Origin of the sequence: Bradyrhizobium sp. SZCCT0148 (genome assembly GCF_018129985.1) — a bacterium.
Taxonomy (GTDB): domain Bacteria; phylum Pseudomonadota; class Alphaproteobacteria; order Rhizobiales; family Xanthobacteraceae; genus Bradyrhizobium; species Bradyrhizobium japonicum_H.
Genome location: NZ_JAFCKT010000001.1, coordinates 1013083 through 1038622 on the forward strand (window position 1 = coordinate 1013083; position 25540 = coordinate 1038622).

Sequence of the window (25540 nt, forward strand, 5' to 3'; positions counted from 1 at the left end):
AGTGTCGAATCCCAATGTGTCGAAGGCCGAGGTGCCGCCTGCGCCGAAGGTTGCTGCTGCCCCGCAAGTCCGCGCCCCCGTTGCCGCCCACGCGCGCGACAACGTCTTCTACATCACGACAGCTATCGCCTATCCCAACGGTGTCCCACATATCGGCCACGCCTACGAGGCCATCGCGACCGACGTGCTGGCGCGTTTCGCGCGGCTCGACGGCAAGGACGTGTTCTTCCTGACCGGCACCGACGAGCACGGTCAGAAGATGGTGCAGACGGCGGCCGGCGAGGGGATGTCTGCAGCCGACCTCGCCACCCGCAATGCCGGTCGCTTCAAGGAGATGGACGAGCGTCTGAACGTATCGTTCGACCGTTTCATCCGCACCACCGAGGAGCAGCATCATCGCTCGAGCCAGGAGATCTGGCGGCGCATGGAAGCGAATGGCGACATCTATGCCGACACCTATGCCGGCTGGTATTCCGTGCGGGACGAGGCCTATTACGCCGAGGACGAGACGCGCTTGAACGACGACGGCGTCCGGCTCGGCCCGCAGGGCACGCCGGTCGAATGGGTCGAGGAGAAAAGCTATTTCTTCCGCCTGTCGGCCTATCAGGACAAGCTTTTGCAGCTCTACGCGGACCAGCCCGACTTCATCGGGCCGGATTCCCGCAAGAACGAGGTGGTAAGCTTCGTCAAAGGCGGCTTGCGTGATCTCTCGATCTCGCGCACCACGTTTGATTGGGGCGTCAAGGTCCCCGGCGACGAAGAGCACGTGATGTATGTCTGGGTCGACGCGCTGACCAACTACATCACCGGCGTCGGCTTCCCCGACGAGAGTGACAAGAACTGGCGCTATTGGCCGGCCGATGTGCACATCATCGGCAAGGACATCATCCGTTTCCACGCGGTGTACTGGCCGGCATTCCTGCTGTCGGCAGGGATTCCGCTGCCGAAACGGGTCTATGCCCACGGCTTCCTGTTCAGCCGGGGCGAGAAGATGTCGAAGTCGGTCGGCAATGTCGTCGACCCCTTCAACCTCGCCGACCAGTACGGCGTCGACCAGGTGCGCTATTTCTTCCTGCGCGAGGTGCCGTTCGGACAAGACGGCAATTACAACCACGAAGCCATCGTGGCGCGCATCAACGCCGACCTCGCCAACGATCTCGGTAACCTCGCGCAGCGTTCGCTGTCGATGATCGCAAAACAGCTCGGCGGCGTGCTGCCTGAGCCAGGCGAGTTCAGCGACAACGACAAGGCGATTTTGGCGATGGCCGACGGTATGATCGCCGCGTCCCGCGCGGCCATGGCGACGCAGCAGATCCATCACTGGCTCAACGCCGTGTGGGCCGTGGTCGCGGAGGCTAACCGCTATTTCGCGGGCGAGGCGCCGTGGGCGCTCGCCAAGACCGATCCTGTCAGGCAGAAGACGGTGCTCTATGTCACCGCCGAGGTCGTACGCCAGATCGCGATCCTGGCGCAGCCCGCGATGCCGACCGCCTCGGGCAAGCTGCTCGACAGCCTCGGCGTTCCCGAAGCCGAGCGCACCTTCGCCATGCTCGGTGGGGCCAAGCGGATCGCGCCGGGCTCGACGCTGCCGGCGCCGACGCCGGCATTCCCGCGCTATATCGAGCCCGCGGCTTAAACACTCCTCACCGACTCGGCGCCCCCGGGTCCCGGCCTTACGCTTGCCTCGGGGGGCTTACGCGGGATGCCGGGACGTGTGCAGCCCCTTGCCGACAGGTATTCAGATGGGCGGCTAACCGCACGACTGACGCCGCCCACGCAATTTGATTCGTGTCATTGATCCAGATCAATGCAACTTGAGCGCCGGACTCTGCTTTTCGCACCTGGGCAGGATAGGTGAGAATTGGGTCCACCGGATATCACGGACGACGGCAAGTCCCCAAGAAAGCCTGGGAGGTCGCGCAGACCGGGACTTCGGCAGCGACTGCGTAATCTGAGATCGGGGCAGGGGTTCGCCCATCGAGACCGCGCGGCCGCCGATTTACGCGAAAGCGAAGCGAGGTTCAGAGGGGTCCTGGCGGCCAGTCCGGACGCCGTTATCATGATCAACGCCGCTGGCGTGATCGAATTCGCCAGTGACCGCGTCACCGCCATCTTCGGATACGCGCCCGACGAGCTTGTCGGCAGCTCGATCGAGGTGCTGATCCCCGAACGATTTCGCGGCGAACACGCCAATCAGCTCAAGGCTTATTTCCGCAAGCCGACCTCCCGAATGATGGGTGGTGGATTGGTACTGTATGGGCGTCGTAAGAACGCGACGGAATTCCCGGCCGAGATCAGCATTAGTCCAATCGTTGTGGCCGACCGGAATGCCGCGATCGCTGCAGTGAGGGACGTTTCCAGCCGCAGAACCCTCGAAGCGCTCCAGCAAGGAGCGGCGGAAGCCTTGCGTGATAGCGAGGAGCGCCTGAGATATTTCATCAAATACTCGCCCGCCGCGATCGCGATGCTCGATAATAATCTGTGTTACATCGTCTACAGCGACCGCTGGCTGGTCGACTACGGTCTCCTTGGACGCGATCTGCGCGGGCTGTCACATTATGAGGTGTTTCCCGAAATTCCGGAACGCTGGCGCGCAATCCACCGCCGCGCCCTTGCGGGCGAGACACTTCATGCCGACGAGGATTCGTTCACAAGACCCGACGGACGGCTGCAATGGCTGCGCTGGGAGGTACGCCCCTGGTTCGATGCGCTCGGCAACATCGGCGGGGTCGCCTTCCTGACGGAAGACATCACGGACCGCAAGCGGATCGAAGCGCAACTCGCACAGGCGCAGAAGATGGAAGCGATCGGCCAGTTGACTGGCGGCATTGCCCACGACTTCAACAATCTGCTGACTGTCGTCCTCGGCAACGCAGAGGTCCTCAAGGAGGAGATCAAGAACGACGAACTTCGCAAGCTGGTCGAGCCGATCATCGCCGCCGCCGAGCGCGGCGCGAGCCTGACGCAACTGATGCTCGCCTATGCGCGCCGTCAGGCGCTCGAGCCCAGCACGTTCGATCTGAATGAGGTCGTGACGCACATGTACGCGCTGCTGCGGCGTACCATCGGCGAGAACGTCGAAGTCGAACTTCGACTTGCGAAGCCGTTGTGGAGCGTGACCGCCGATATCCGCCAGACAGAGACTGCCATTCTCAATATCGTCCTCAATGCGCGCGATGCGATGCCGCAGGGTGGCAAGCTGACGATCGAGACGGCCAATGTCGATCTCTCGGACGATTATGCCGCGCACAACCTGGAGGTCGATGCAGGCCAATACGTCATGATGGCCTTGTCCGACACGGGCAGCGGCATTGCCCCGGAGATGCGTGATCGCATCTTCGAGCCGTTCTTTACGACCAAGCCGGTCGGCAAGGGGACAGGGCTCGGACTCAGCATGGTGTACGGCTTCGTCAAGCAGACGGGAGGACACATCCAGGTCTACAGCGAAGTCGGGCACGGCACGTGTCTCAAGATCTATTTGCCGCGCGCCCACGTTGGCACGACGACCGGTGTCCCGTCGTCACAGGCTCCGGAAGCCGCCGCGACCGGCGCTGAATCCATTCTTGTCGTCGAGGACGACCCTCATGTGCGGATGTTTGCCGTCCAGCAATTGCGCCGCCTGGGTTATCGGGTGACGGAGGCCGGCGACGGACCGTCAGCGCTCCTGGAAGTTTCGCGTTCCGGTGCGCCCGATCTGTTGTTCACGGACGTCGTGATGCCTGGCGGCATGACCGGACGTGAACTCGCGGCGCGGATCAGACAGAGCGTCCCAGGCATTCGGGTTCTGTTCACCTCGGGCTATACTGAGAACTCGATCGTCCATCACGGTCGGCTCGATGCCGGGGTGCATCTGCTGCAAAAGCCCTACAGGAGCGACAAGCTGGCGCGGAAGGTGCGCGAGGTCCTGGATCTCTGATCCTGATCACCGACGGCGCGCTTGGCCCGCAGGAACCGGCCGGGGCGCGAGATCGGCGGTCCGGTTGACGTCTCCTCGCACTACCCCTACCTGTGAGTTGAGGCCCCCGTCGACAGCGATTGAGCAGCGTCGAAGGTCGGGACCGCGGACGACCGACCTCCGGTTTTTGAAAGCGACGCTCGATAATGCTTGTCGACAGCCACTGCCATCTGGATTTCCCCGACTTTGCGGAGGATCTCGACGGGATCGTGTCGCGAGCGCGCGCGGCCGGCATCGGTCGCATGGTCACGATCTCTACCCGGGTGCGAAAGCTCGATCAGCTTCTGGCCATCGCCGGGCGCTACGACGACGTCTACTGCTCGGTCGGCACTCATCCGCACAATGCGGATGAGGAGGACGGCATTTCGCCGGACGAACTGGTTGCGTTCACGGACCATCCCAAGGTCGTCGCGCTCGGCGAAGCCGGGCTCGATTATTTTTACGACAACGGCTCGCCCGATGCACAGGCGAGGGGCTTTCGCGCCCACATCGCCGCCGCGCGCGCCACCGGCCTGCCGTTGGTGATCCACACCCGCGAAGCCGACGCGGACTGCGCGCGCATCCTGGAGGAGGAGGTGGCCAGGGGACCGTTTCGCGCCGTGCTGCATTGCTACACCGGCGGGCGCGAATTGGCGTTGAAGGCTGTGTCGCTCGGCCTTTATATCGGCTTCACGGGCATCCTGACCTTCAAGAAATCGGAGACCTTGCGCGCGCTGGCAGCCGAACTGCCATCCGATCGCATCCTGGTCGAAACGGACTCGCCTTATCTTGCGCCCGGCAAATTCCGGGGCAAACGCAACGAGCCCGCTTATGTGGTCGAGGTGGCGAAAGTGCTGGCAGAAACGCGCGGCGTATCGTTTGACGAGATCTCGCGCCAGACCACCGAAAACTTCTTTCGCCTGTTTTCCAAGGTGAAGGCATAGGACTGGGAGCCGCATGACGCTGACGTTGACGATCCTGGGCTGCGGCTCCTCCGCCGGCGTGCCACGCCCGGCACTGGGCTGGGGTGCCTGCGACCCCAGCAATCCCAAGAACCGCCGTCGCCGCTGCTCGCTGCTGGTCGAACGGACCTCAGAGCACGGCACCACGCGCATCGTGATCGACACCTCGCCGGACCTTCGCGAGCAATTGCTCGCGACCAATGTCGATCACATCGACGCCGTGTTTCTGACCCATGAGCACGCCGACCAGACCCACGGCATGGATGATCTGCGTTCGGTCGTGATGCACATGCGCCGCCGCATCCCGACCTATTTCAACCAGTCGACGGCCAAGGACATCCTGTCGCGGTTCTCCTATTGCTTCATCTCGCCGGAGGGCAGCGACTATCCGCCCATCCTGACCCGGCATTCGATCGAGGCGGGCGAAAGCCAGACCGTTCTGGGGAAAGGCGGCGCCGTCACGATGACGGCCTTTCTGGTGCAGCACGGCAACATCCCCGCGCTCGGCTACCGCATCGGCGATGCGGCCTACACGCCCGATCTGAACGACATCCCGCGCGAGAGCTGGGGTGCGCTGGAAAACCTCGATCTCTGGATCGTCGACGGCCTGCGCTACACCAGTCATGTCAGCCATTTCAGCATCAACGACGCGCTGTCCTGGATCGAGCGGTTCAAGCCGAAGCGCGCCGTTATCACCAACATGACGGCCGACGTCGACTACGAGGTCATCCGGCAATCGCTGCCCGCAGGCGTCGTGCCCGCTTTTGACGGGCTGCGGCTGGAGACGCATTGAACCTGCGGTAGAAATTCCACCCCGGCAGGCATAGTCCTTGCTTGCATCCGCTGCATCATGTTGATCTAACGTCTGAAAGACAGTCGTTGGGCAAGGGCGGTAGGCAGGATCGGTGACGCGCGATATTGATCGCCCGGCCGGCTGATCGCCTCGTATGAGGATGGGGATTGCGTGGCAGGGGACGACGTAACGACGGGGGGGCCGCTGCGCCGTGCGCTGGATCTTCTCTATCTCTGGGCGGGCTACGCCGCCGGCGCCTTCATGGTTGCGATCTTTGCAATCATGATGGCGATGTCGGTCGGGCGCCAATTCGCGATCAACATTCCCGCCGGCGATGATTTCGCGTCATGGTGCATGGCCGCGATGGCTTTCCTCGGCCTCGCGCACACCTTCAAGCGCGGAGAGATGATCCGCGTCGGCCTGCTGCTGGAGCGTTTGCACGGGCGAACCAAGCAGATCGCGGAGATCGTGGCGCTCGGAATCGCCACCGCCTTCATTCTCTATTTCACCCGCTACGCGGTGCAGATGACCTACGATTCCTGGCGCTTCAATGATGTGGCGCAGGGCGTCGTCCCGCTTCCGCTCTGGATCCCGCAGCTCGGCTTCGCCGGCGGTCTTGCGATCCTGTCGATCGCCCTCATCGATGAAATGGTCGGGGTCGTCGGCGGCAAGCGGCCGACCTACGAGAAGGGATCGCCGGACGAAACCCCGGAAGAGTTCGTCGAGCGTATCTCGCAGGGCGGCGGAGGTTGACCATGGCCAATCTCGGCATGATCGAGCTGTCGTTCGTCCTGCTCGGCGTCATGATCCTGCTGCTGGGAAGCGGCGTTTGGATCGCGGTCTCGCTGGGCCTCGTCGGCTTCGTGGCGATGGCGCTGACGACCAGCCTGCCGCTCGGCGCCGTGCTCGCGACGACGACCTGGAGCGCCAGTTCGTCATGGACGTTGGCGGCGCTGCCCCTGTTCATCTGGATGGGCGAGATCCTCTTCCGCACCAAACTGTCGGAGGAAATGTTTCGGGGCCTGTCGCCCTGGGTTCAATGGCTGCCAGGGCGCCTGACCCATGTGAACGTGATCGGTTGCGGCATCTTCGCCGCGGTATCCGGCTCGTCGGCCGCGACCTGTGCGACGATCGGCAAGATCGCGCTGCCCGAGCTCGACAAGCGCGGCTACGACAAGGGCCTGAGCCTCGGATCGCTTGCCGGCTCAGGCACGCTCGGCCTCCTGATCCCGCCCTCGATTCCGATGGTGGTCTACGCGGTCACGGCGAACGTCTCCGTGCTTCAGGTATTCCTTGGCGGCTTCCTGCCCGGCGTGCTCGTGATGGTGCTCTATTCGGGCTACATCATCCTCTGGTCGCTGCTCAATCCCAACAAGGTTCCGCCGCGCGATCCGCCGATGCCGTTCCGGCAGAAGCTGCGCGAGTCGGCGCGGCTTGCTCCCTGCCTACTGCTGATCCTGGCGGTGTTCCTCTCGCTCGTGCTCGGCTTTGCGACCGCCACGGAATGCGCCGCGTGGGGTGTGACGGGCGCGCTGCTGCTGGCGTGGTGGAGCGGCACGCTCACGCGCAAAAACTTCCTCGAAAGCATCATGAGCGCGACGCGCCTGACCTGCATGATCATGCTGATCCTGGCAGGCGCGGCGTACACCACGGCTGCGATGGCCTATACCGGCATTCCGGCCGCACTCGCCACCTGGGTCCAGGGGCAGCAGCTCACGCCGGGCATGCTCGCGCTGTATCTGAGCATCATGTACATCATCCTGGGCTGCCTGATCGACGGCATCTCGATGATCGTCCTGACCGCCGTCATCGTGCTGCCGATGGTCAGGCAGGCCGGTCTCGACCTGGTCTGGTTCGGCGTCTACCTCATCATCCACGTCGAGATGGCGCAGATCACGCCGCCGGTCGGATTCAATCTGTTCGTGCTGCAGAACATGAGCGGACGCGACACGTTCACGGTTGCGCGCGCGGCGTTTCCGTTCTTCGTCCTGCTGCTCGCCGCGGTATTCATCATCACGGAGTATCCGCAGATCGTGATGTTCCTGCCCAAGCTCGCTTTCCCAGACTGAGCGTAATCAAATCGAATGTGAGGAGAAGTCCGATGATGTCTCGTTTGTTGCGCGCGTCCTTGATCGCGGGCGTTATGGCGATTGCGACCCCCGCCTTGGCCCAAACCAAATGGAATCTGCCGGCGGCATATCCGGCGGACAATCCGCACTCCGAAAATCTCGTCGCCTTCGCCAAGGATGTCGATGCCGCCACGTCCGGCAAGCTCCAGATCACGGTTCATCCCGGCGCTTCGCTGTTCAAGGCACCGGACATCAAGCGTGCGGTGATGACCGGGCAGGCGCAGATGGGCGAGGTGCTGCTATCGATCCACGAGAACGAGGATCCGATGTTCGGCATCGACGTCGTGCCGTTCCTGGCGACCAGCTTCCCGGATGCGATGAAGCTGTATCAGGCCTCCAAGCCCGCAATCGCCAAGAAGCTCGACGCGCAGGGTCTCAAGCTGCTGTTCGTGGTGCCGTGGGCGCCGCAGGGGGTCTACGTCAACAAACCGCTCGCCACGATCGAGGACATGAAGGGCCTGAAATGGCGCGCCTACAATGTCGGTACCGCGCGTATCGGCGAGTTGGTCGGCGCGCAGTCGGTCACGATCCAGGCCGCGGAACTGCCGCAGGCGCTCGCGACCGGCGTGGTGAATTCGTTCATGTCGTCGGGCGGTACGGGCTACGACGCGAAGGCGTGGGAGTCGCTGAAGTATTTCTATGACGTGCAGGCCTGGATTCCCAAGGACTACACCTTCGTGAACAAGGCCGCGTTCGACGCGCTCGACAAGCCGACCCAGGAGGCCATTCTCAAGGCGGCTGCAACGGCGGAAACCCGCGGCTGGAAGGCCTGGCAGGACAAGAGCACCTGGTACATCGATCAGCTCAAGGCCAAAGGCATGACCGTCGAGCCGCCGAGCCCGGCGTTGAAGGCCGGCTTCCAGAAGATCGGCGAACAGCTCACGACCGATTGGCTCAAGAAGGCGGGGTCCGACGGGCAGGCCGTCGTCGACGCCTACAAGAAGATGTGAAACTCAGCGTCTTCCGCCCGCCATGCTCGTGCGGGCGGGAGACTCTCGGACGATGTTCAGGCCGTGATCGCTTTGGCTGATCCGACCTCGTTCCGCAGCAGAAATTTTTGAATCTTGCCCGTGGACGTTTTCGGGATGGGCCCGAACACGACGGCCTTCGGCGTCTTGAAGCCCGACATGTGGCTGCGGCAGAACGCGATGATGTCGGCTTCGCTGGCGGTCGCGCCGTCCTTCAGTTCGACGAAGGCGCAGGGCACTTCACCCCATTTCGGATCGGGCTTTGCCACCACGGCGGCGAACAGCACGGCCGGATGCTTGTAGAGAATGTCCTCGACCTCGACGGAGGAGATGTTCTCGCCGCCGGAGATGATGATGTCCTTGGATCGGTCCTTGATGATGACGTAGCCGTGCTCGTCGAGCACGCCGAGGTCGCCCGTGTGAAACCAGCCGCCTTCGAAAGCTTCCTTCGTCGCTTTCTCGTTCTTGAGATAGCCTTTCATCACGATGTTGCCGCGGAACATGACCTCGCCGATGGTCTCGCCGTCGCGCGGCACCTGTCGCATGGTCTGCGGATCGATGACGGTGACGCCTTCCTGCAGCGGGTAGGGCACGCCCTGCCGGCGCTTCATGCGCGCGCGTTCGGCCGGCGGAAGCTCGTCCCAGCCGGGCTGCTCGGCGCAGACGGAGGCGGGGCCGTAGACCTCGGTCAGGCCATACACGTGGGTCAGCTTGATGCCGATGCTCTCGGCGCCCTCGAGCACGGCGACCGGCGGCGCGGCGCCGGCGATCAGGCCGACGACGCGGCGCGCAGCGTTGCCTTTTGGCGCATCGGGGGCGTTGATCAGCACGTTGTACACGATCGGCGCGCCGCACATGTGGGTGACGCCGTGTTGCTTGATCAGTTCGAAGATCTTGGTCGGCTCGACCTTGCGCAGGCAGACATTGATGCCGGCCGCAGCCGCGATGGTCCAAGGGAAGCACCAGCCGTTGCAATGGAACATCGGCAGCGTCCAGAGATAGACCGGATGCTGGCCGAGTTGGCCTGCGAGGATGTTGCTGACCGCGTTGAGATAGGCGCCGCGATGATGGGTGACGACGCCCTTGGGATTTCCGGTCGTGCCCGAGGTGTAGCTCAGCGCGATCGCGTCCCATTCGTCGCTCGGCGTGATCGCCGCGAAATCCGGATCGCCTTGCGCAACCGCTGCCTCATATTCGATCTCTCCGATGCGGCAGCCACCCTTGAACGACGCATCGTCAACATCGACCACCAAAGGCTTCGCGCCCTTCATCTGCGCCAGCGCATCGGTGATCACGCCCGAAAACTCGGGATCGACCAGGATGATCTTCGCGCCGCCGTGATCGAGCTGGAACGCGATCGAGGGCGCATCGAGGCGGATGTTGAGCGCGTTGAGCACGGCGCCGGTCATGGGCACGGCGAAATGCGCCTCGTTCATCGCCGGGATGTTCGGCAGCATCGCCGCGACGGTGTCGCCGACGCCGATGCCCTTGCGCGCGAGCCAGGACGCAAAGCGCTTGCAGCGCTCATGGGTCTGCGCCCATGTGAAGCTGCGGCCCTCATAGACCGTGCTGACATGATCGGGATAGACGGCGGCGCTGCGCGCGAGGAAGCTCAAGGGACTGAGCGGAACGTAATTGGCGGGCGTCTTGTCGAGACCGATCTGGTACTGGTTTTGCCGCTCACTCATCGACAGCCTCCGTCAAACGCCTCAAAGAAATCCGATCGAGATCCAGGGGAAGATCGCGACGATGATCAATCCCGCCAGCAGCGCCAGCAGATAGCCCCAGATGGGCCGGATGCCTTCGGCCGGATCGACGCGTCCGATGGCGCAGGCCGCATAATAGCCGACGCCGAACGGCGGGGCGAATAGCCCAATACCCATCGCGAGAATGATCACCATGGCGTAGTGCACCTCGTGCACGCCGACGGCCCGGGCGATCGGAAACAGCAGCGGCCCGAACAGCACGATCGCCGGGATGCCCTCCAGCACGCTGCCGAGGATGGTGAAAGCCAGGATCGAGACCGCGATGAAGGTCGCAGCGCCCCCCGGCAATCCGGTCATCGCCGCTGCCAGCGCGCGCGAGAAGCCTGATTGGGTCAGGCCCCAGGCCATGCCGGTCGCCGTGCCGATGATCAGCAGGATGGCGCCGGAGAGTGCCGCGGTCTCGACCAGCATCGGAAACAGCCGCGACCAGTCGAAGCGGCGGTAGACGAGGAGGCCGACCAGGGCGCCGTAGACGATGCCGATGGTGGAGACCTCGGTCGCGGTGGCGATGCCCTCGACCACGGCGTAGCGGATCACGAAGGGCAGCGCGAGCGCGGGCAGGGCGATGACGAAGGTCTTGCCGATCTCGCCGCCCGTGGCGCGGCGGACGTGGCTCATGTCCTCGTGGCGGTAACGCCACCACACCAGCATGCACAGCGTGATCGCGAGCACGACGCCGGGGAGGAGGCCGCCGGTGAACAGGGCGGCGATCGAGACGCCGGTGACCGAGCCGATCGTGATCAGCACGAGGCTCGGCGGAATGGTTTCGGTCTGAGCTCCGGTCGCCGCCAGAAGCGCGACGAGATCGCCGGGCTTGGCGCCGCGCTGTTTCATCTCCGGAAACAGCACGGGTGCGACGGCTGCCATGTCGGCGGCCTTGGCGCCCGATATGCCCGAGACCAGGTACATGGCGCCGACCAGCACGTAATGCAGGCCGCCGCGGACATGGCCGAGCAGGCTCGCGAGAAAAGCCACCATGGCCCGCGCCATGCCGGTCATCTCGATCAAGAGCCCCAAAAACACGAACAGCGGCACCGAGAGCAAAATGAGGTGGCTCATGCCCTCGTCCATCCGCCCGACCAGCACCATCACGGGCGTCCGCGTCGTCAGCGCGAGATAGCCGAAGATCGCAAGGCCAAACCCGAACGCAATGGGAACGCCGGCGAAGACGCAGAAGCCGGCGACGCCGACGAAGAAGATGACGAGGTTGAGATTGCCGAGCGGCCGCAGCGACGGCTCCGCCAGCCAGAACAGGCCGATGACGGCAGCGACGGTGACGATGGCCGCCGCAACCATCCGCCAATCCGCCGCGCGCAGCAGCCGCAGCAAGGCAAAGGCCGCCATGAGGCCGATGCCGACCGGCAGCGCGGCGGCGCGCCACATGTTCGAGATCTGCAGCGCCGGCGTGGTGATGTAGCTTTCTTCATAGGCATAGTCGCAGGCCGGCCAGACGATCAGGATCAGGAATGCCAGCGCCGCAGAGGTCGCGACCAGGTCGAGATAGGCCCTCACGGATGGCCTGGCGCTGGCGACGATCGCGGTCATGCGCATGTGCTCGGAGCGACGGAACGCAACCGCCGCCCCCAGCATCGCGAGCCACAGGAACAGGATCGAGGCGAGCTCGTCCGACCAGATCAACGGCCGGTGCAGGCCGTAGCGGGCCACCACGCCGGCAAACAGGATCACGATCTCGGCGACGACCAGGGACGCCGCCGGGATTTCGACGGCGAGACCGAGCACGCGCTCGAGCGAAGCCAGCACGGAAGGTCGGCGAGGGGACTGAAACGCCACCTCGCCCGCCACTGTGGTCACCTCGACCTCGACATGAGCCATGACGGCCCCAACGGGTTACGACAGCTTGCCGACCGCCTTTTCCAGGAGGTCCCAGGCCTGGTCGCCATACTTGCCCTTCCACTCGGCATAGAAGCCGGCGGTCCGCAGCTTGTCGCGGAACGGTGCCACCGTGGGCTGATTGAAGGTCAGGCCCTTGGTCGCGAGCTCCTGCTGCAGACTGGCATTGAGCTTGGCGGTATCCTCACGCTCCTTGACGGCGGCGGCATTGATGTTCTTGGCGACGATCGTGCGCACGTCCTGCGGCAGCTTTTCCCAGGCGCGGCGGTTGGCCAGGAACCAGAAGCCGTCCCACATGTGGTTGGTCAGCGAGCAGTACTTCTGCACCTCGTAGAGCTTGGCGGTCGAGATGATCGCCAGCGGGTTCTCCTGGCCCTCGACGATCTTGGTCTGCAGCGCCGAATAGACCTCGCTGAAATTGATCGAGGCGGGCGCCGCGTCGAACGCCTTGAACATCGAGGTCCACAGCGGCGACACCGGCACGCGGATTTTGAAGCCCTTGAAGTCGTCGGGACCGGTGATCGGCTTGCTCGACGAGGTGGTCTGGCGGAAGCCGTTGTCCCAGATCTTGTCCATGACCTCGAGGCCGGCCTTCTTGATCTCGCCGCGGACATGGGCGCCGAGGTCGCCGTCCATGGCCTTCCAGACCGTGTCATAGTCCGGGAACGCGAAGCCGATACCGTTGATGGACGCCGCCGGCACCAGAGTCGACAGGATCAGGCCGGACAGCGTGAAGAACTCGACGCCGCCGGAGCGGATCTGGCTCAGCATGTCGGTGTCGGAGCCGAGCTGGTTGTTCGGGAAGATCTGGAGGTCGAACTTGCCATTGGTCTCGGTCTTGATCGCCGCCGCCATCTCCTTGGCGCGGACGTTCAGCGGATGGGTGTCCGGCAGGTTGTTGGCATATTTGTAGGTGAACTCGGCGCTCTCGGCGCGGGCCACATGGGGCGCACCGATGCCGCCCAAGACCGCGGATGCGGCGGAGGCCTTGAGAAGCGTGCGTCGGGAATAGCGCGTTGAAAAGACCATGGGTCTGCTTCCTCGGAAGTTTGTTGTTGTTCTGAGTCGCAAACCTATACGGACGGAAGCCCTGAAGGTCATCTGCGATCTCGCGAGGCCTCGCTTATTGCAGCCGGACAAGGTCACGGCAATATCGGCTTTCGGCGAGATGGGCCGGATGCAAAATTTGAAAAACAACCCCATGCACAGTAGCCGTCAAGCATCGAGGCGGGCGTGGATGCCCGGACCGGGAATCTTGTTGGCGCGAAGGTGCGATGACAGGAGTTTCGTCTAAATAACTGATCTGATTGTACATAAATATATTCCATAATATACCTTATGCGAATCATGGATATGGGCATGCTGTCATAGGCAAAGCTTCACCCTCCCGATCTCCCGCTCCTGGTGACCCGCTCGTGGTGAAAAGTCCGGGCCGGCTTGCGACCTCGACGGTTGCCTCGGGTGCTCCAGCTAGCCACCACAGGCAGTCTACTCCGTCGCCGGTTTGGGAGGCCCGGCATGCCGGAGAGCTGCTCGTGACGTCTGGCGCTTCAGCGCAGCGGCAGCAGATCGAGCTGGCTCTGTGCCTTCTTCACGGCTGCGGCGTACCAGCTCTGACTGGGCGCTTCCTTGGCAAAGCATTTGGTATAGGCGTCCATCGCCTGGTCTTCCTTGGCCATGGCATCCTGCGGCGTTTTCCTGGCCATCATCTGTTTCCAGACCTTCTCGCAGGCCGGGATTTCGGCCGTCTTCGCGGCGTTGGTTGCGGCAAGGAAGAAGACCTTGTCACCCTGGATCGCGACCACGCCGATCTCGCTCGGCGGCCCCTTCAGATCGCCGTTGCCGCGCACGCCCAGCACGGCGACCGCGACGCTCGCGGATGCGGGCTTGGTGACCGGCAGCTCGGCATATTTGGCAAAGGCAGCGTCCTGGATGGCGTAATAATAGAAGCGGTCCGACTTGAGCGCGGAACCGATCTCCTGCGGCAGGCCGTCCTCGCGGCGCTCGCGCAACCAGTGCCTGAGCAACCCGGTCGTCGTCACCACGGCCTGCATCTTGTCGCCTTCGGAGGCAAAACCGAGGCCGTCGAGATGGCCGAAGCCGGAGTCGCCCTTGAACAGCGTGTCGGCGTTTGACTTGCCGTCCGCAGCCAGCCCCTTGATCGTCACGGGACCGATCAGACCGCGCAGTACGCCGGTCAGCTCGTTCAACGCCGCATCGTGCTGCTTGTAGGTCGCGTCATTCTCCTTGGCTTTGGAGAATTTCGCGATGTAGCGATCCCGCAGGTCGAGATAGTGCTGCTCGGGCGTGGCCGCCTCTGCGCTCGTGGCCAAGGCAAGCAGGCAGAGTATGGCGAGGCACTTCATAACGATCTCACGAGGCAACAACGGCTTCAAGCTTTGTGCCTTTGGTTCGAGGGAAGGTTCATCAGCGACGGGCGGCGGGCCGTCGTCCCGCCCTGCTCCACCGGCACGCATGGACGCGTCGCCCGGCTTCCACCTTGATCGTGCTCAATGACGGCGCCGCTGTGCGGTCTAGAGAATTGACCTGTCAGGAGGAGGATTGCGTGATGACCAACGAGGCAATCAAGGTGCTGCTGATCTTCGGGCTCTACGTAATTCTGGAAGTCATCCTGTGCTTTTCGTCATTTCGCGAGCTCAAGGCAGCGCTGACGATGAAGGCGCCTCGCTCCCCGGCTGCCGAACCTCGGCGTTCTCCAGCAAAGAACTGAGCTGACAAGCCGAGCGATCGCGGCGGGGATCGCGTCACAACGGCTCGTCGTCGATGGTGGACGGCTCGGCCTGGAGCGACACGATATCTCCGCCGCCATAATCGTCCTCCGGATCGGGACGAACTGGTTGAAGGCACAGGCGATCCTCGACCTCCCGAACACCCGGGACGGTCTCGCAAGCCACCAGTGCCGCCCGGCGGGACGTCTCGCTCCTGACGACGCCCCGCAAGGTGACGACGCCGCCCCTGACGCTCACGTTCAATCCGATCGGCTGCCACGCCGCCCCCGCCATCGCGGCAAGGACCGAGCGACGTATCTGATAGTCGTCCTCCAGACCCGCCGGGGCGCTCGTCAGCGGGCCAGCGACCGCGGACAAGAAGTCGGACCGTGTAATGATCCCGACGACCCGATCGGCGCGCATGACGGGCACGTGGTTCAGATTTCGACGCTCCATCAGGGCGGCGATCTCCTGGAGCGGCGTCTGCTCGATGACCGTTTCCGGGACTGGCGTCATCACCTGCTCGACCGTACGCCCGTGTTCCTTGACGAACTCACGCGCAATTCGGTCTGCCCCGAGCAGGATCGAAAGCAGCCGCTTGCGCTTATGCTCCGTACCGATTTCGCTTCGCCGCAGAAAATCGCTCTCGCATACGATGCCGACCAGCCTTCCGGTCGAATCCGTGACCGGCAAGCCGCTGATATGATGCGCAAGCATCACCCGGATCGCGTCTGCGATCGAGGATTCAGGGCGGATCGTTATCACCCGCCGGGACATTATCTGGTGTGCTTGCATGTCTTTGACTCCAGAGCACTCATGGATAGACCCGGCATCGGACCGCAGCTTGACCGAAATCAACACGAGCCCGCCCCGCCGCGCCATGCTTGGTCCCGAACCGATCGGAGACTGACGGCATGCGCCTGCGAGACGTGGTGGTGGCGGCGACGTTTGCAGTGCTCCCTGCCCTTTGCGATGGATCGCCGGCGGCATCAGCCGAGGCCGACAACGCGATGGCCGTTTCCGATATGATGACTCGGCTTCAGCTTCAGCACGCCAAATTGTGGTTCGCGGGCAAGTTCAGCAACTGGGAGCTGGCGAGATACGAGATTCAGAAAATCGACGGCGGCCTCGAAGCGACGAGCAAGCTGCTGCCCGACCGGGGGCAAGTGGGTCGCGCCAGGAATCAACTGGAGGCGTTGCGCCGGGCCGTGCAGATCAAAGACGCCGCAGCTTTCACCAAGGCGTATTCGGCCCTCACGAACGAGTGCAACGCCTGCCATCGCGGCAGCGGCTATGCCGCCGTCACCATTCAGGTGCCGACCGTCCCGCCAGTGCCCAATCAGCTGTTCCTCGATCAGGTTCGCGAGGGGCAAGCGCTTGCACGCGGGTCGTGCGGAGCCTGCCACGTCGTGTCCGACCCAGCAAAGGAAACGCCGACGTCGCGCTTCCCGGCACCGAGCTTTCCGGACATCACAAGCCGGCCGTCATTCTCCGCCGACGACGTCAGGCAATTCCTGCTGTCGAGCCACCGCCGCCTCGGCCCCGCCCAGGCCATGCCGAATCCGAGGCTCGCCGAATTCCAGATCGAGGCGATCGTGGCGTATCTCGAAACGTTACGGGCCGCAACGCCTCGCTAGGCAACCAAACCGGTCACTCCCGGGTACGCACCCGCCAGAGCGTCACCGCCAGCAAGACATAAGCCGCGCAGGTCCACAGGGCCTGCCAGTTCGACGGCCCTTCGTTGAACGCGACATAGATTGCCGCGACCAGATAGACGCCGGCAAACATCGATTCTGCCAACGGGCGAGTTCCCTTCGCGGCTGGATCAAGCAGCGTCATCGCCGCAAAAGGCACCGCTGCCATGGTCAGAGCCGCAAACGGAAAATCAATGTTGCGCGGGTCGAACACAAGGCCGATCGCGGTGGCAGTGCCGATCACGATCGTCACGATCCAGACCAATCCATGCATAATCGCCAGCGTCGATCTGGTCCGTTCGCGCTCCGGACCGAGCAACTCCAGACAGACAGGTGTCGCGCGCCCCGACATGAGAGCGTTGGCACCAAGGACCGGTGACGCGGTTGCTGCGATCAGAAGTGCGCCCCAGAGAAACCAGCTGCCTCCGTAACTTTCGTGGAGCATCCGTTGGGCGGCCACTCCCAACAGGATTCCGCACGTGGTTGCCGAGACCGCAACCGCAAGCCACGAGACAGGCCGGGGATCTTTGGGCATCCGACGCAAGGTCAGCCCTGCCACGCCGAAGACCAGGATTGCCAGCGCCATTCCGCTCACCATCTGCAGCTTCCAGAACGGAAAGTTGCTGATGGGAACGCCGGGCGGGTATTTCAGCGTGCGTTGTTCGGAGTCGAACAGGCCCCAGGACCCACCGACAGTGCCCTCGATCTCCTGCTTCCATGATTCATCATAGGCTTCGAACAGGTTGACCCGGAAGTTCTCACGCCGGGCGAGGTCGAGGACTTCCGAGACCACGCGGGCCTGGTTGACGCGCGATGGCAGCGCCGACTCGCGCATCCGCCCCTCGCTCGGCCAGCCGATTTCTCCAATGAGGATTTCCTTACCGGGAAAAGCCGACGCGACCCGCCGTCGGATGGCGTCCGCATGCGCGGCCGCGCGCTCCGCGCGGATCGGGATATTTTCCCAATACGGCAGGATGTGAATGGTGACGAAATCCACGACGTCGTAAAGTTCTCGATTGCTCAGCCAGAACTCCCAGACGTCCGCATAAGTGACGGGCACCGCGGCCTGCGCCTTGACCGAACGTATGGTGGAGGCGAGTTCGGATGTTGACATGCCATGCCGCAGCAAGACCTCGCTGCCGACCACGAGCGCGATGATCGTATCGGGATATTCGCGGGCGAGCCGGATGCCGGTCGAAATCTGATGACGATTTTTCTCCCGGTCCCTGTCGAGGAAAATGCCCTGCATGACCTTCAGCCCAACCTTGGCCGCAAGCTCGGGAATTTGATCAAGACCGAGATCGGTCGCATAGGTCCGGATGCAGCCGGATATCTTCGCGAGCTCGGCGAGATCTTCCGCGATCTGCTCCCGCGACACCCGCGTCGCCGACGAAAGGGACGTCTGATGATTGCGGAAGGGGGCGTACGATACACACTGTACCTTGTCGTTCGGGTCGATCGGTGCGCGCACCAGATCTGCGGGCATCCCCAGCCAGCGCCAAACCACACCGATCACAAACAGGGAGATCAGAAGAAGCACCAGCGGCGCCTGAAATGAATCCCGTTCCACCCTCTTTGCAGGGACACTCTTCCGGGTCTCTTCAATCCCCGACAACGGCACATTGAAGAGCTGGCGCGCTTGCGGACCGCGGATCATTCTGGTCATTCGATCATTCGCCTGAATCCGAAGGACGCGTCCTTCCGATTGAGGACTCGCCGATCTTGCGGCAGCTGCTTGATCGAATGAATCAAAATCAAGAACGTCACACGGCTCATCGGGGCACTCCCGAACCGACTTCAACATTCCCAAAATATCCGCGGACACCTTGATGCATGTCAATCAAGGCACGTTGGTCGCGCCAAACGCCCGCCAATTGCGGTAGCATGGCAGCGGATCGTGCCGCCGCGATCGACATGCACTAATCGAACGCTGCTGAGCCGACCTGGTCGCCCTACTCTGCGGGCGTGAGCTGCCGGCTCAGGCGTATCGCCGCCGCTTCGCGCACGCGGACACGGGCGCGGCGTTTGCGCCACCAGATCACCACGCCGGTGACGGAGAGCGCTGCCACCACCAGCCCCATGATCGAGATCAGGATGCGGCCGAACAGGCCGACGATACGGCCCGAATGAAGCGGGAACTGCGCCTGGACGAAGATATCGGCGGCAGTACCGACCCAAGGCAGACGTTCGCCGATCGGGCGGCCGTCCTCGCTGTCGTAATAGAGCTGCGCCGGACCAACGCCGCCGGCGCCGTGATCGTCGCCGGGATGGAAGAAGGCGGCGGCGTAGACGCCATGGGCCGGGCCATAGCTGAGCGCGCCGACCGGGGTGGACCACCCTCGCCCCTTGCCGTCGGCCGCCGCGCGTACAGCGATGTCGGCGAAGCTGACCTTGGGCTCGATGGGATCGTCGAGATCGCGGTATGGTCGCTGCTCATAGGGCGTCGGCGTGTAGTTCGACACCATCTTCATCAGCGGCGAGAACACCTCGAAATAGAGGTTCAGCGAGAACGCCGTGAAGGCGATGACGAACAAGACGCTCCAGGTCCAGAGACTGAAGGCGCGGTGGATATCGAAATTGATCCTGTAGGCGCTGCCGGAGGTCTTGATGCTCCAGGCCGGCGCCCAGCGTGCCCAGAAGCCGCGCTCGAGCTGGCGCGTGACGGCAGGTGCCCGCGCCGCCTTGGAGCGCCGCCGCGACGGCAGTGTCAGATAGAACCCCACGAAGCAATCGATGGTCCAGATGATCGCGATGACGCCGAGCAGGCGCATGCCCCAGCGATCGCTGCCCCAGAATTCCGGGATGTGCATGGTGTAGTGCAGCTTGTAGAGAAAGGAGACGAAGTTCTCCCGCGTGACCGGCCAGACCGCTCCCCAATAGCGCCGGCCCAGCTCCGCGCCGGTATTGGGATCGAGGAAGACCTGATTGTAGTCGAGCGCATAGCGCTTGCCGGTCGCCGGATCGATCCGCGGCGTCACGAAGAACCACAGCGAATGACCCTGCTCCGGCGTCATGAAGACGTAGACGACGCGCGCACGGGGATCGCGCTGCTCGATCATCCTGGCGAGCTCGATCGAGGGGATCGCCGGACCTTTGCTGCTGACGTCGAACAGATGGCTGTTCAGGACCTCGTCGAGTTCGTGATCCCAGGAGATGATCGCTCCGGTGATGCCGGAGAAGAACAGGAATCCGGCCGTGAGCAGTCCCGCCCAGCGATGCAGCCTGCCGAATATCGCTCTCATCGTTGTCTTTCACAAAGCTTCGACGCCGTCATGCGCGGGACAAGCCCCGACATGACGACCTCTTGTGGAGGACCACACTGCCTGCTCCGGCAATCGATCACCCTGTGCACTCACCAGCGGTATGTCAGCTTGCCGATCGCCTTGCGTCCCTCCGCGTAGAAGCAGCCCGACAGGCTGTAGCAGGCGGCGACATAGCGGGTGTCGGCAAGGTTGGTGACGTTCAGCGACAAGCGCCAATTGTCACGGGTGTAAGCGAGCAGCGCGTCGAGCACGGTTGCCGATCCCACCTTGAAGGTGTTGGCATCATCGCCCCAGGTCGCGCCGACATAGCGAATGCCGCCGCCGAACTGCAGGCCCGCGAGCAGCCCGCTCTGGAGCGTGTAGTCGCTCCACAGCGAAGCGCGGTTGAGCGGCACGGTGACCGGGGCCTTGCCGACATTCACCGGATCCTGCGTGACCATCGCATCGACATAGGCATAGGCCGCGCGTAAGTTCCAGCCGTCGGCGAGCGACATCGAGCCCTCGAGTTCGACGCCGCGCGACTTCACCTGCCCGGTCTGCTCGGCGACGTAGAGCGGCGGTGCGTAGGTGACGACGTTATCGCGCGTCAGGTCGAAGGCCGCGAAGGTGAACAGCGCATTCCAGCCAAGCGGCTGGTACTTGACGCCGACCTCGTACTGCACGCCGGTCTCGGGATTGAGCATCTGTCCGGACGCACCGGTCGCGAGCACCGGCAGGAACGATTCCGAGTAGCTGAAATAGGGCGCGATGCCGTTGTCGAAATTGTACATCAGCGCGGCCCGGCCGGTGAAGGCCGACGCATCTCTCGAGACCGACCTGTCGGCTGCAGGCAGATTGCTGTCGACCTGCGTCGTCACGAAGTCCTGGCGGCCGCCGAGCTGGAATGACAGCCGGCCGAGCTTGATCTGGTCCTGCGCATAGAGGCCCACCTGCGACTGCTTGACGCCGGTGTTGTCGCTCATGGCGCCGACGGTCCAGTCATAGTTGTAGACCGGGTTGAAGACGTTGATCTCGGGCGCCGACGTCGTGACGGAGAAAGCGGTGTCCCGGAATGAGGTGTTGCGATAGTCGACGCCGACCAGCGTGGTGTGGCTGAGAATGCCCGTGGTAAACTTGCCCTGGAGCTGGTTGTCCACGGCGAAGGAATTGATGTAGGAGTTGCTGTAGCTGCCGAAGCGCGCGAGCTGGCCCGCGGCCTCGTCGGTGTAGCCGCCGCCGTAAAACACCTTCTCCTCGTTGTGCTGATAGGCGTAGCGCAGGTTCTGCCGGAACGTGATGTTGTCGGTGAAATTGTGCGAGAGCTGGTACCCTGCGGTTGCGATCTCGGTGTTGAACGCGTTGAAGCTCGGCACCCCCGCGAAGAACGAGACCGGGATGGTGCGGCCGTTGTTCGGCCACACCGTGCCCGAGGCCGGCAGGAACTGCAGGCCCCACCCTGCCCGGTCGCGCTGGTAGTTGGCCAGCAAGGTGATGGTGGTGTCCTCGTTCGGCTTGAACGTGACGGCGGGCGCGATGAAGACGCGGTTGTCCTTGGTGAAGTCGACCTGGGTCTCGCCGTCGCGGACGACGCCGGTGAGGCGCCACAGCACCGTGCCCTCCTTGTTGGCGGCGCCGCCCATGTCGAACTGGCCCTGATAGCGGTTGAAGCTGCCGCCGGAGATCGAGACCTCGCCGAACTGCTGCGCCGTCGGCAGCTTCGACACGTAGTTGAGGATGCCGCCGGTGCCGCTGCCGCCATACATCGCCGATGACGGCCCCTTGAGCACCTCCAGGCGTTCGGCACCGTAAGGATCGAGGCCGTTGAAGTGCACGTAGTTGCTGGATGGAATTCGCAGGCCGTCGACATAGAGGCCGGTCATGGTGGTGTCGAAGCCGCGGATCTGCAGAGCGCCGAAGCGGGTGTCGGAGCCGCCGTTGACGTCGCCGCTGACACCGGCGGTATAGCGGAGCGCCTCGCCGATCGAGACCGCCCCCTGGTTCCTGACCTGGTCGGTGGTGACGACGGAGACCGACTGCGGCGTTTCGATCAACGGCGTATCGGTCTTGGTCGCCGTGCCGCTTCGCGTGGCAACGAAGCCGCGCACCGGCCCATTGGCCCGTTCGCCGGTCGCGCCGTTCGATGACGCCGACTGGGTCGGCGTGGCCGGTTGCGCGGGAGAGCGACGATTGGCACGGGAGGTCTGTGTTGCCGCCCTCCTCGACGAAGCCACCGTCGCAGGTCGGACGCGCTGAGCCGGCGCGTCGACGGTGACGGCGGGAATCTGCGTCTGCGCCTTCACGGAGCCCCAGGGCGTCACGAAGGAGAATGTACTGACCGCCCCAAGCAGGAGCATCTGGATCTGTCGATGGCGCGTGTCCCCACGCGAAGAAAATTGGAAGTCGGTCACGTCTTGCGAGGCCCCACGCACTGCCGGCTTTGCCGGTATCGTTTTTGATGCCCCGCCCTAACTCAGGCGATGTACGAGTGCGATAGGAACGCCGTTAGAATTTCTCCAGACGTGTGCGCAGCGCGTGCGACGAATGCGCTCACGCGCACTGCGATGTCGGCCTTTTAGAATTGGAATATTTCCAGTCTGGGGATCAGTGATGCCGGAGCCGGCGATTGACCCGCCGCGCCAGATAATCGCCCACGCTCTGGACGAGCTGCACCAGCGCAATCAGTACGACGACGACGGCCAGCATCATCTCCGGCATGAAACGCTGATAGCCGTAGCGGATGCCGAGATCACCAAGGCCGCCGCCGCCGACCGCACCGACCATGGCGGAATAGCCGAGCAGACTGACCACGGCGAGCGTCAGCGCCAGCAACAGACCCGGCAGCGCCTCGGGGATCAGCACCTTGAACACGATCTGGAGCGGCGAGGCGCCGAACGAGGATGCGGTCTCGATCAGGCCGCCATCGACCTCGCGGATGGCAGCTTCGACCAGGCGCGCGATGAACGGCGCCGATGCGATCGTCAGCGGCACGATCGCCGCGGTCGAGCCGATCGAGGTGCCGGCGACGAGCCGGGTGAACGGGATAATGGCCACGACCAGGATGATGAAGGGCGTCGACCGCGCCGCATTGACGACGATGCCGAGCACGCGATTGACGATCGGAGCGGCAAACAGCTCCCCTTTCCGGCTGGTCGCGAGGAAGACGCCGAGCGGGAGACCGAAGGCGGTGCCGAGCAGTGCTGCGATGCCGACCATGTACAGGCTCTCGAAGGTCGCCTGGATGATGAGATTGATGAGTTCAGGCGACATAGCCGAGATGCTCCGCCGGGAATTGATATTGAGACAACCAGGCGAGGACCCGCGCGTGCACGTCCTCGCGGCCGGGAATGCCGAGCACGAGCGAGCCGACATGCTGGCCGCCGATCTCGTCGATACGTGCCGACAGCAGCGCGACGTCGAGACCGAGTTCGCGGGCGAGCCGCGCCACCACGGTGTCGCCGGCCCCTGCCCCGCGCACCTGGATGCGGATCACGGCCTGCCCGCCAGCAGAAGGCTCTGCCACGATCCGGCTCGCCAGCGACACCGGCAGGCTGTCGCCGATGACCTCCGCGAGGAAGGACTGCGTGATTGGATGTTGTGGGCGGGTGAAGATATCAGCGACATGGCCGCTCTCGACGACACGGCCGGCATCGAGCACCACCACGTCCCTGGCGAGCTGACGCACCACTGACATTTCGTGGGTAATCAGGACGATGGTGACGCCGAGCTCGCGGTTGATGCTGGCGAGCAGATCGAGGATCGCGCGCGTCGTCTGCGGATCGAGCGCGGACGTCGCCTCGTCCGACAGCAGCACGCTCGGCCGCGTCGCCAACGCGCGGGCGATGCCGACGCGTTGCTTCTGGCCGCCGGACAATTCCGATGGATAGCGGTCATGCTTGTCGCCAATGCCGACCAGCGCGAGCAACTCGGTGACGCGGGCTTTGATGTCGACCTTGGCCCAGCCCGCGATCTCGAGCGGCAGCGCGATGTTGTCGGCCGCGGTGCGCGAGGACAGCAGGTTGAAGTGCTGGAAGATCATGCCGATCGAGCGCTGCGCCAGGCGCAGCTCACGCCCCGCCAGCGACGAGATATCGTTGCCGTCGACGATCACGCGGCCCGTGGTCGGCTTCTCCAGCCCGTTGATGAGCCGAACCAGGCTCGATTTACCGGCGCCGGAGCGGCCGATCACGCCGGTGATGGAGCCGCGGGGAATCACGAAATCGATGTCCTGCAGCGCGTTGACGCCGGGCTTGCCGCGATAGGCCGGATAGGTCTTCGAGATGCTGTCGAAGCGGACCATTGCGTCCGGCTCAGCTGCGGCATGGGCCATCGCTTCAGGCGGCGCAATCGGCTGTCCAACGGCAAACGATTGGTGGGCGTTCATGGAGACGGCCTTCATGCACAATAGTTCTCTCGCCTGCCCGAAAAGGCAACTGAGAGCCAGGTCGCATCGGCGACGTGAGATGGAACAGCAGGCACACGCCTCAAAGTGGAGCGCGCTGCACCGCCGCACGCACCATCGCCTTTTCCGGTCTTTCCTGCAATTTCAGATATCTGCGAGGAGATGGATGAAGATTTTCCAGTTCCTCTCCGGAGAAGAATATTCCTCCACCGGGCGCATCATCGTCCCGTAGGGAACCATCGCATCAGCAACCGGCCGCGCTTTACCGCCCCTTGAAGCGTGGCTTGCGGCGACCCAGGAATGCCTCGACGCCCTCCTTGTGATCCTCGCTGAAGCTCGCCAGCGCGAACTGGTCGACATCCATGTGACTGGCGAGGTCGTCGAGCGCATGCGCGAGCCGGTTGACGGTGAGCTTCGTCATCGCGACCGAAAGCGGCGGCTGCGCCGCGACTTTGCGGGCGAGATCCATGGCGGCCTCGAAGGCATGGCCGGGATCGACCACCTCCTCCACCAAGCGCCATTCACGGGCCTCGTCCGCCGAGATGCGCTGGTCGGCCAGGATGACCGCCTGCTTGGTGCGGGCAGGTCCCATCAGATGCAGCATGCGCGGGATGCTCTGCCAGCTCATGTTCATGCCGAGCCCGATTTCGGGCACGCGCAGATGCGCGTCGCGCCCCATGACGCGGAAGTCGAGCGCCACGGCCAGAGCCACGCCGCCGCCGACACAGAAGCCCTCGATCGCCCCGATCGTGATCTGCTCCATCTCCTGCCAGGCGTGGGTCAGGCGCGGCCCGAGCTTGAGGTGCCGCCTGAGCGTGCCGAGGTCCATGTCCTTGCGCGAACGCCCTTCGGCATCCTTGAGGTCGAAGCCGGCGCTGAACGCGCTGGTGCTGCCCGTCAGCACCACGACGGAGGTGGCGGAATCGTCTTCGAAGCTGCGCGCGGCCGCGGTCAGTTGGCGCAGAGCTTCCGGTGACAGCGCATTGATGCCGTCGCCTCGGTCGAACCGCACGATCGCGATCCGCCCGTCCGGCCCCAGGCCCTTCTCGATCTTGACATAGTCCGTCAACGCA

At 63.8% G+C, this 25540-nt stretch carries 20 protein-coding genes; 9 read left to right on the plus strand and 11 right to left on the minus strand.

Translation table 11 applies throughout. The features are described 5' to 3' along the window. Position 1: 1 nt before the first annotated feature. The 7 genes from metG (at position 2) to JQ580_RS04955 (ending at position 8768) form a co-directional block, all read left to right on the plus strand. Positions 2-1636 (plus strand): methionine--tRNA ligase, encoded by a 1635-nt coding sequence (metG, locus tag JQ580_RS04925; protein WP_311982107.1) that lies wholly within the window; start codon positions 2-4, stop codon positions 1634-1636. A gap of 225 nt (positions 1637-1861) precedes the next feature. Next, on the plus strand, positions 1862-3916 hold the full coding sequence (locus tag JQ580_RS04930) for a hybrid sensor histidine kinase/response regulator (protein WP_212278566.1): 2055 nt from the start codon (positions 1862-1864) through the stop codon (positions 3914-3916). Positions 3917-4101: 185 nt separating this feature from the next. Beyond that, complete coding sequence (locus JQ580_RS04935; RefSeq protein ID WP_212278567.1) at positions 4102-4878, plus strand: TatD family hydrolase; 777 nt, start codon at positions 4102-4104, stop codon at positions 4876-4878. 13 nt (positions 4879-4891) lie between these two features. After that, entirely contained in the window at positions 4892-5689 is a 798-nt protein-coding gene (locus JQ580_RS04940; RefSeq protein ID WP_212278568.1) for an MBL fold metallo-hydrolase, read from the plus strand. Between the two features lie 204 nt (positions 5690-5893). Further along, positions 5894-6442: a TRAP transporter small permease gene (locus tag JQ580_RS04945; RefSeq protein WP_212279204.1), complete on the plus strand. Its 549-nt coding sequence runs from the start codon at positions 5894-5896 to the stop codon at positions 6440-6442. A gap of 2 nt (positions 6443-6444) precedes the next feature. Further along, positions 6445-7758, plus strand: coding sequence for a TRAP transporter large permease (locus JQ580_RS04950; RefSeq protein WP_212278569.1), 1314 nt, complete (start codon positions 6445-6447; stop codon positions 7756-7758). 32 nt (positions 7759-7790) lie between these two features. Continuing rightward, positions 7791-8768 (plus strand): TRAP transporter substrate-binding protein, encoded by a 978-nt coding sequence (locus tag JQ580_RS04955; protein WP_212278570.1) that lies wholly within the window; start codon positions 7791-7793, stop codon positions 8766-8768. A 56-nt stretch (positions 8769-8824) separates the two neighbouring features. Here the strand turns inward: JQ580_RS04955 and JQ580_RS04960 are convergent, their stop codons facing one another. From JQ580_RS04960 to JQ580_RS04975, 4 genes are all read right to left on the minus strand, one after another. Next, a complete protein-coding gene (locus JQ580_RS04960; protein WP_212278571.1) occupies positions 8825-10474 on the minus strand; it encodes an acyl-CoA synthetase in 1650 nt (549 codons plus the stop codon). Between the two features lie 21 nt (positions 10475-10495). Next, the gene (locus tag JQ580_RS04965) at positions 10496-12385 is read right to left on the minus strand and encodes a TRAP transporter large permease (RefSeq protein WP_212278572.1); all 1890 of its coding nucleotides are present in this window, start codon (positions 12383-12385) and stop codon (positions 10496-10498) included. Positions 12386-12400: 15 nt separating this feature from the next. Further along, complete coding sequence (locus JQ580_RS04970) at positions 12401-13432, minus strand: TRAP transporter substrate-binding protein (protein WP_212278573.1); 1032 nt, start codon at positions 13430-13432, stop codon at positions 12401-12403. A gap of 521 nt (positions 13433-13953) precedes the next feature. Continuing rightward, complete coding sequence (locus JQ580_RS04975) at positions 13954-14769, minus strand: hypothetical protein (RefSeq protein ID WP_212278574.1); 816 nt, start codon at positions 14767-14769, stop codon at positions 13954-13956. A 203-nt stretch (positions 14770-14972) separates the two neighbouring features. Between JQ580_RS04975 and JQ580_RS04980 the strand changes: the two genes are divergently transcribed. Further along, positions 14973-15134 carry a hypothetical protein gene (locus JQ580_RS04980; protein WP_212278575.1) on the plus strand — a complete coding sequence of 54 codons (162 nt, stop codon included), beginning with the start codon at positions 14973-14975 and terminating at the stop codon, positions 15132-15134. 34 nt (positions 15135-15168) lie between these two features. Here JQ580_RS04980 and JQ580_RS04985 read toward each other — a convergent pair whose 3' ends face one another. Beyond that, positions 15169-15927 (minus strand): CBS domain-containing protein, encoded by a 759-nt coding sequence (locus tag JQ580_RS04985; protein WP_212278576.1) that lies wholly within the window; start codon positions 15925-15927, stop codon positions 15169-15171. 140 nt (positions 15928-16067) lie between these two features. Here JQ580_RS04985 and JQ580_RS04990 point away from each other — a divergent pair, with 140 nt between their 5' ends. Then, positions 16068-16769, plus strand: a complete 702-nt coding sequence (locus JQ580_RS04990) for a c-type cytochrome (protein WP_311982113.1) — start codon at positions 16068-16070, stop codon at positions 16767-16769. A gap of 13 nt (positions 16770-16782) precedes the next feature. Here JQ580_RS04990 and JQ580_RS04995 read toward each other — a convergent pair whose 3' ends face one another. From JQ580_RS04995 to JQ580_RS05020, 6 genes are all read right to left on the minus strand, one after another. Then, the gene (locus tag JQ580_RS04995) at positions 16783-18492 is read right to left on the minus strand and encodes a glycoside hydrolase family 17 protein (protein WP_249133929.1); all 1710 of its coding nucleotides are present in this window, start codon (positions 18490-18492) and stop codon (positions 16783-16785) included. Positions 18493-18778: 286 nt separating this feature from the next. Beyond that, entirely contained in the window at positions 18779-20068 is a 1290-nt protein-coding gene (gene fsrB / locus JQ580_RS05000; RefSeq protein WP_212278578.1) for a siderophore utilization protein FsrB, read from the minus strand. 110 nt (positions 20069-20178) lie between these two features. After that, on the minus strand, positions 20179-22173 hold the full coding sequence (locus JQ580_RS05005; RefSeq protein WP_212279207.1) for a TonB-dependent siderophore receptor: 1995 nt from the start codon (positions 22171-22173) through the stop codon (positions 20179-20181). Between the two features lie 496 nt (positions 22174-22669). Beyond that, positions 22670-23335: a methionine ABC transporter permease gene (locus tag JQ580_RS05010; protein WP_212278579.1), complete on the minus strand. Its 666-nt coding sequence runs from the start codon at positions 23333-23335 to the stop codon at positions 22670-22672. Beyond that, positions 23325-24464: a methionine ABC transporter ATP-binding protein gene (locus JQ580_RS05015; protein WP_212278580.1), complete on the minus strand. Its 1140-nt coding sequence runs from the start codon at positions 24462-24464 to the stop codon at positions 23325-23327. Before JQ580_RS05015 ends, JQ580_RS05010 begins: the two co-directional genes overlap by 11 nt. Before the next feature lie 265 nt (positions 24465-24729). Continuing rightward, entirely contained in the window at positions 24730-25536 is an 807-nt protein-coding gene (locus tag JQ580_RS05020) for an enoyl-CoA hydratase/isomerase family protein (RefSeq protein WP_212278581.1), read from the minus strand. Between the last annotated feature and the right edge of the window lie 4 nt (positions 25537-25540).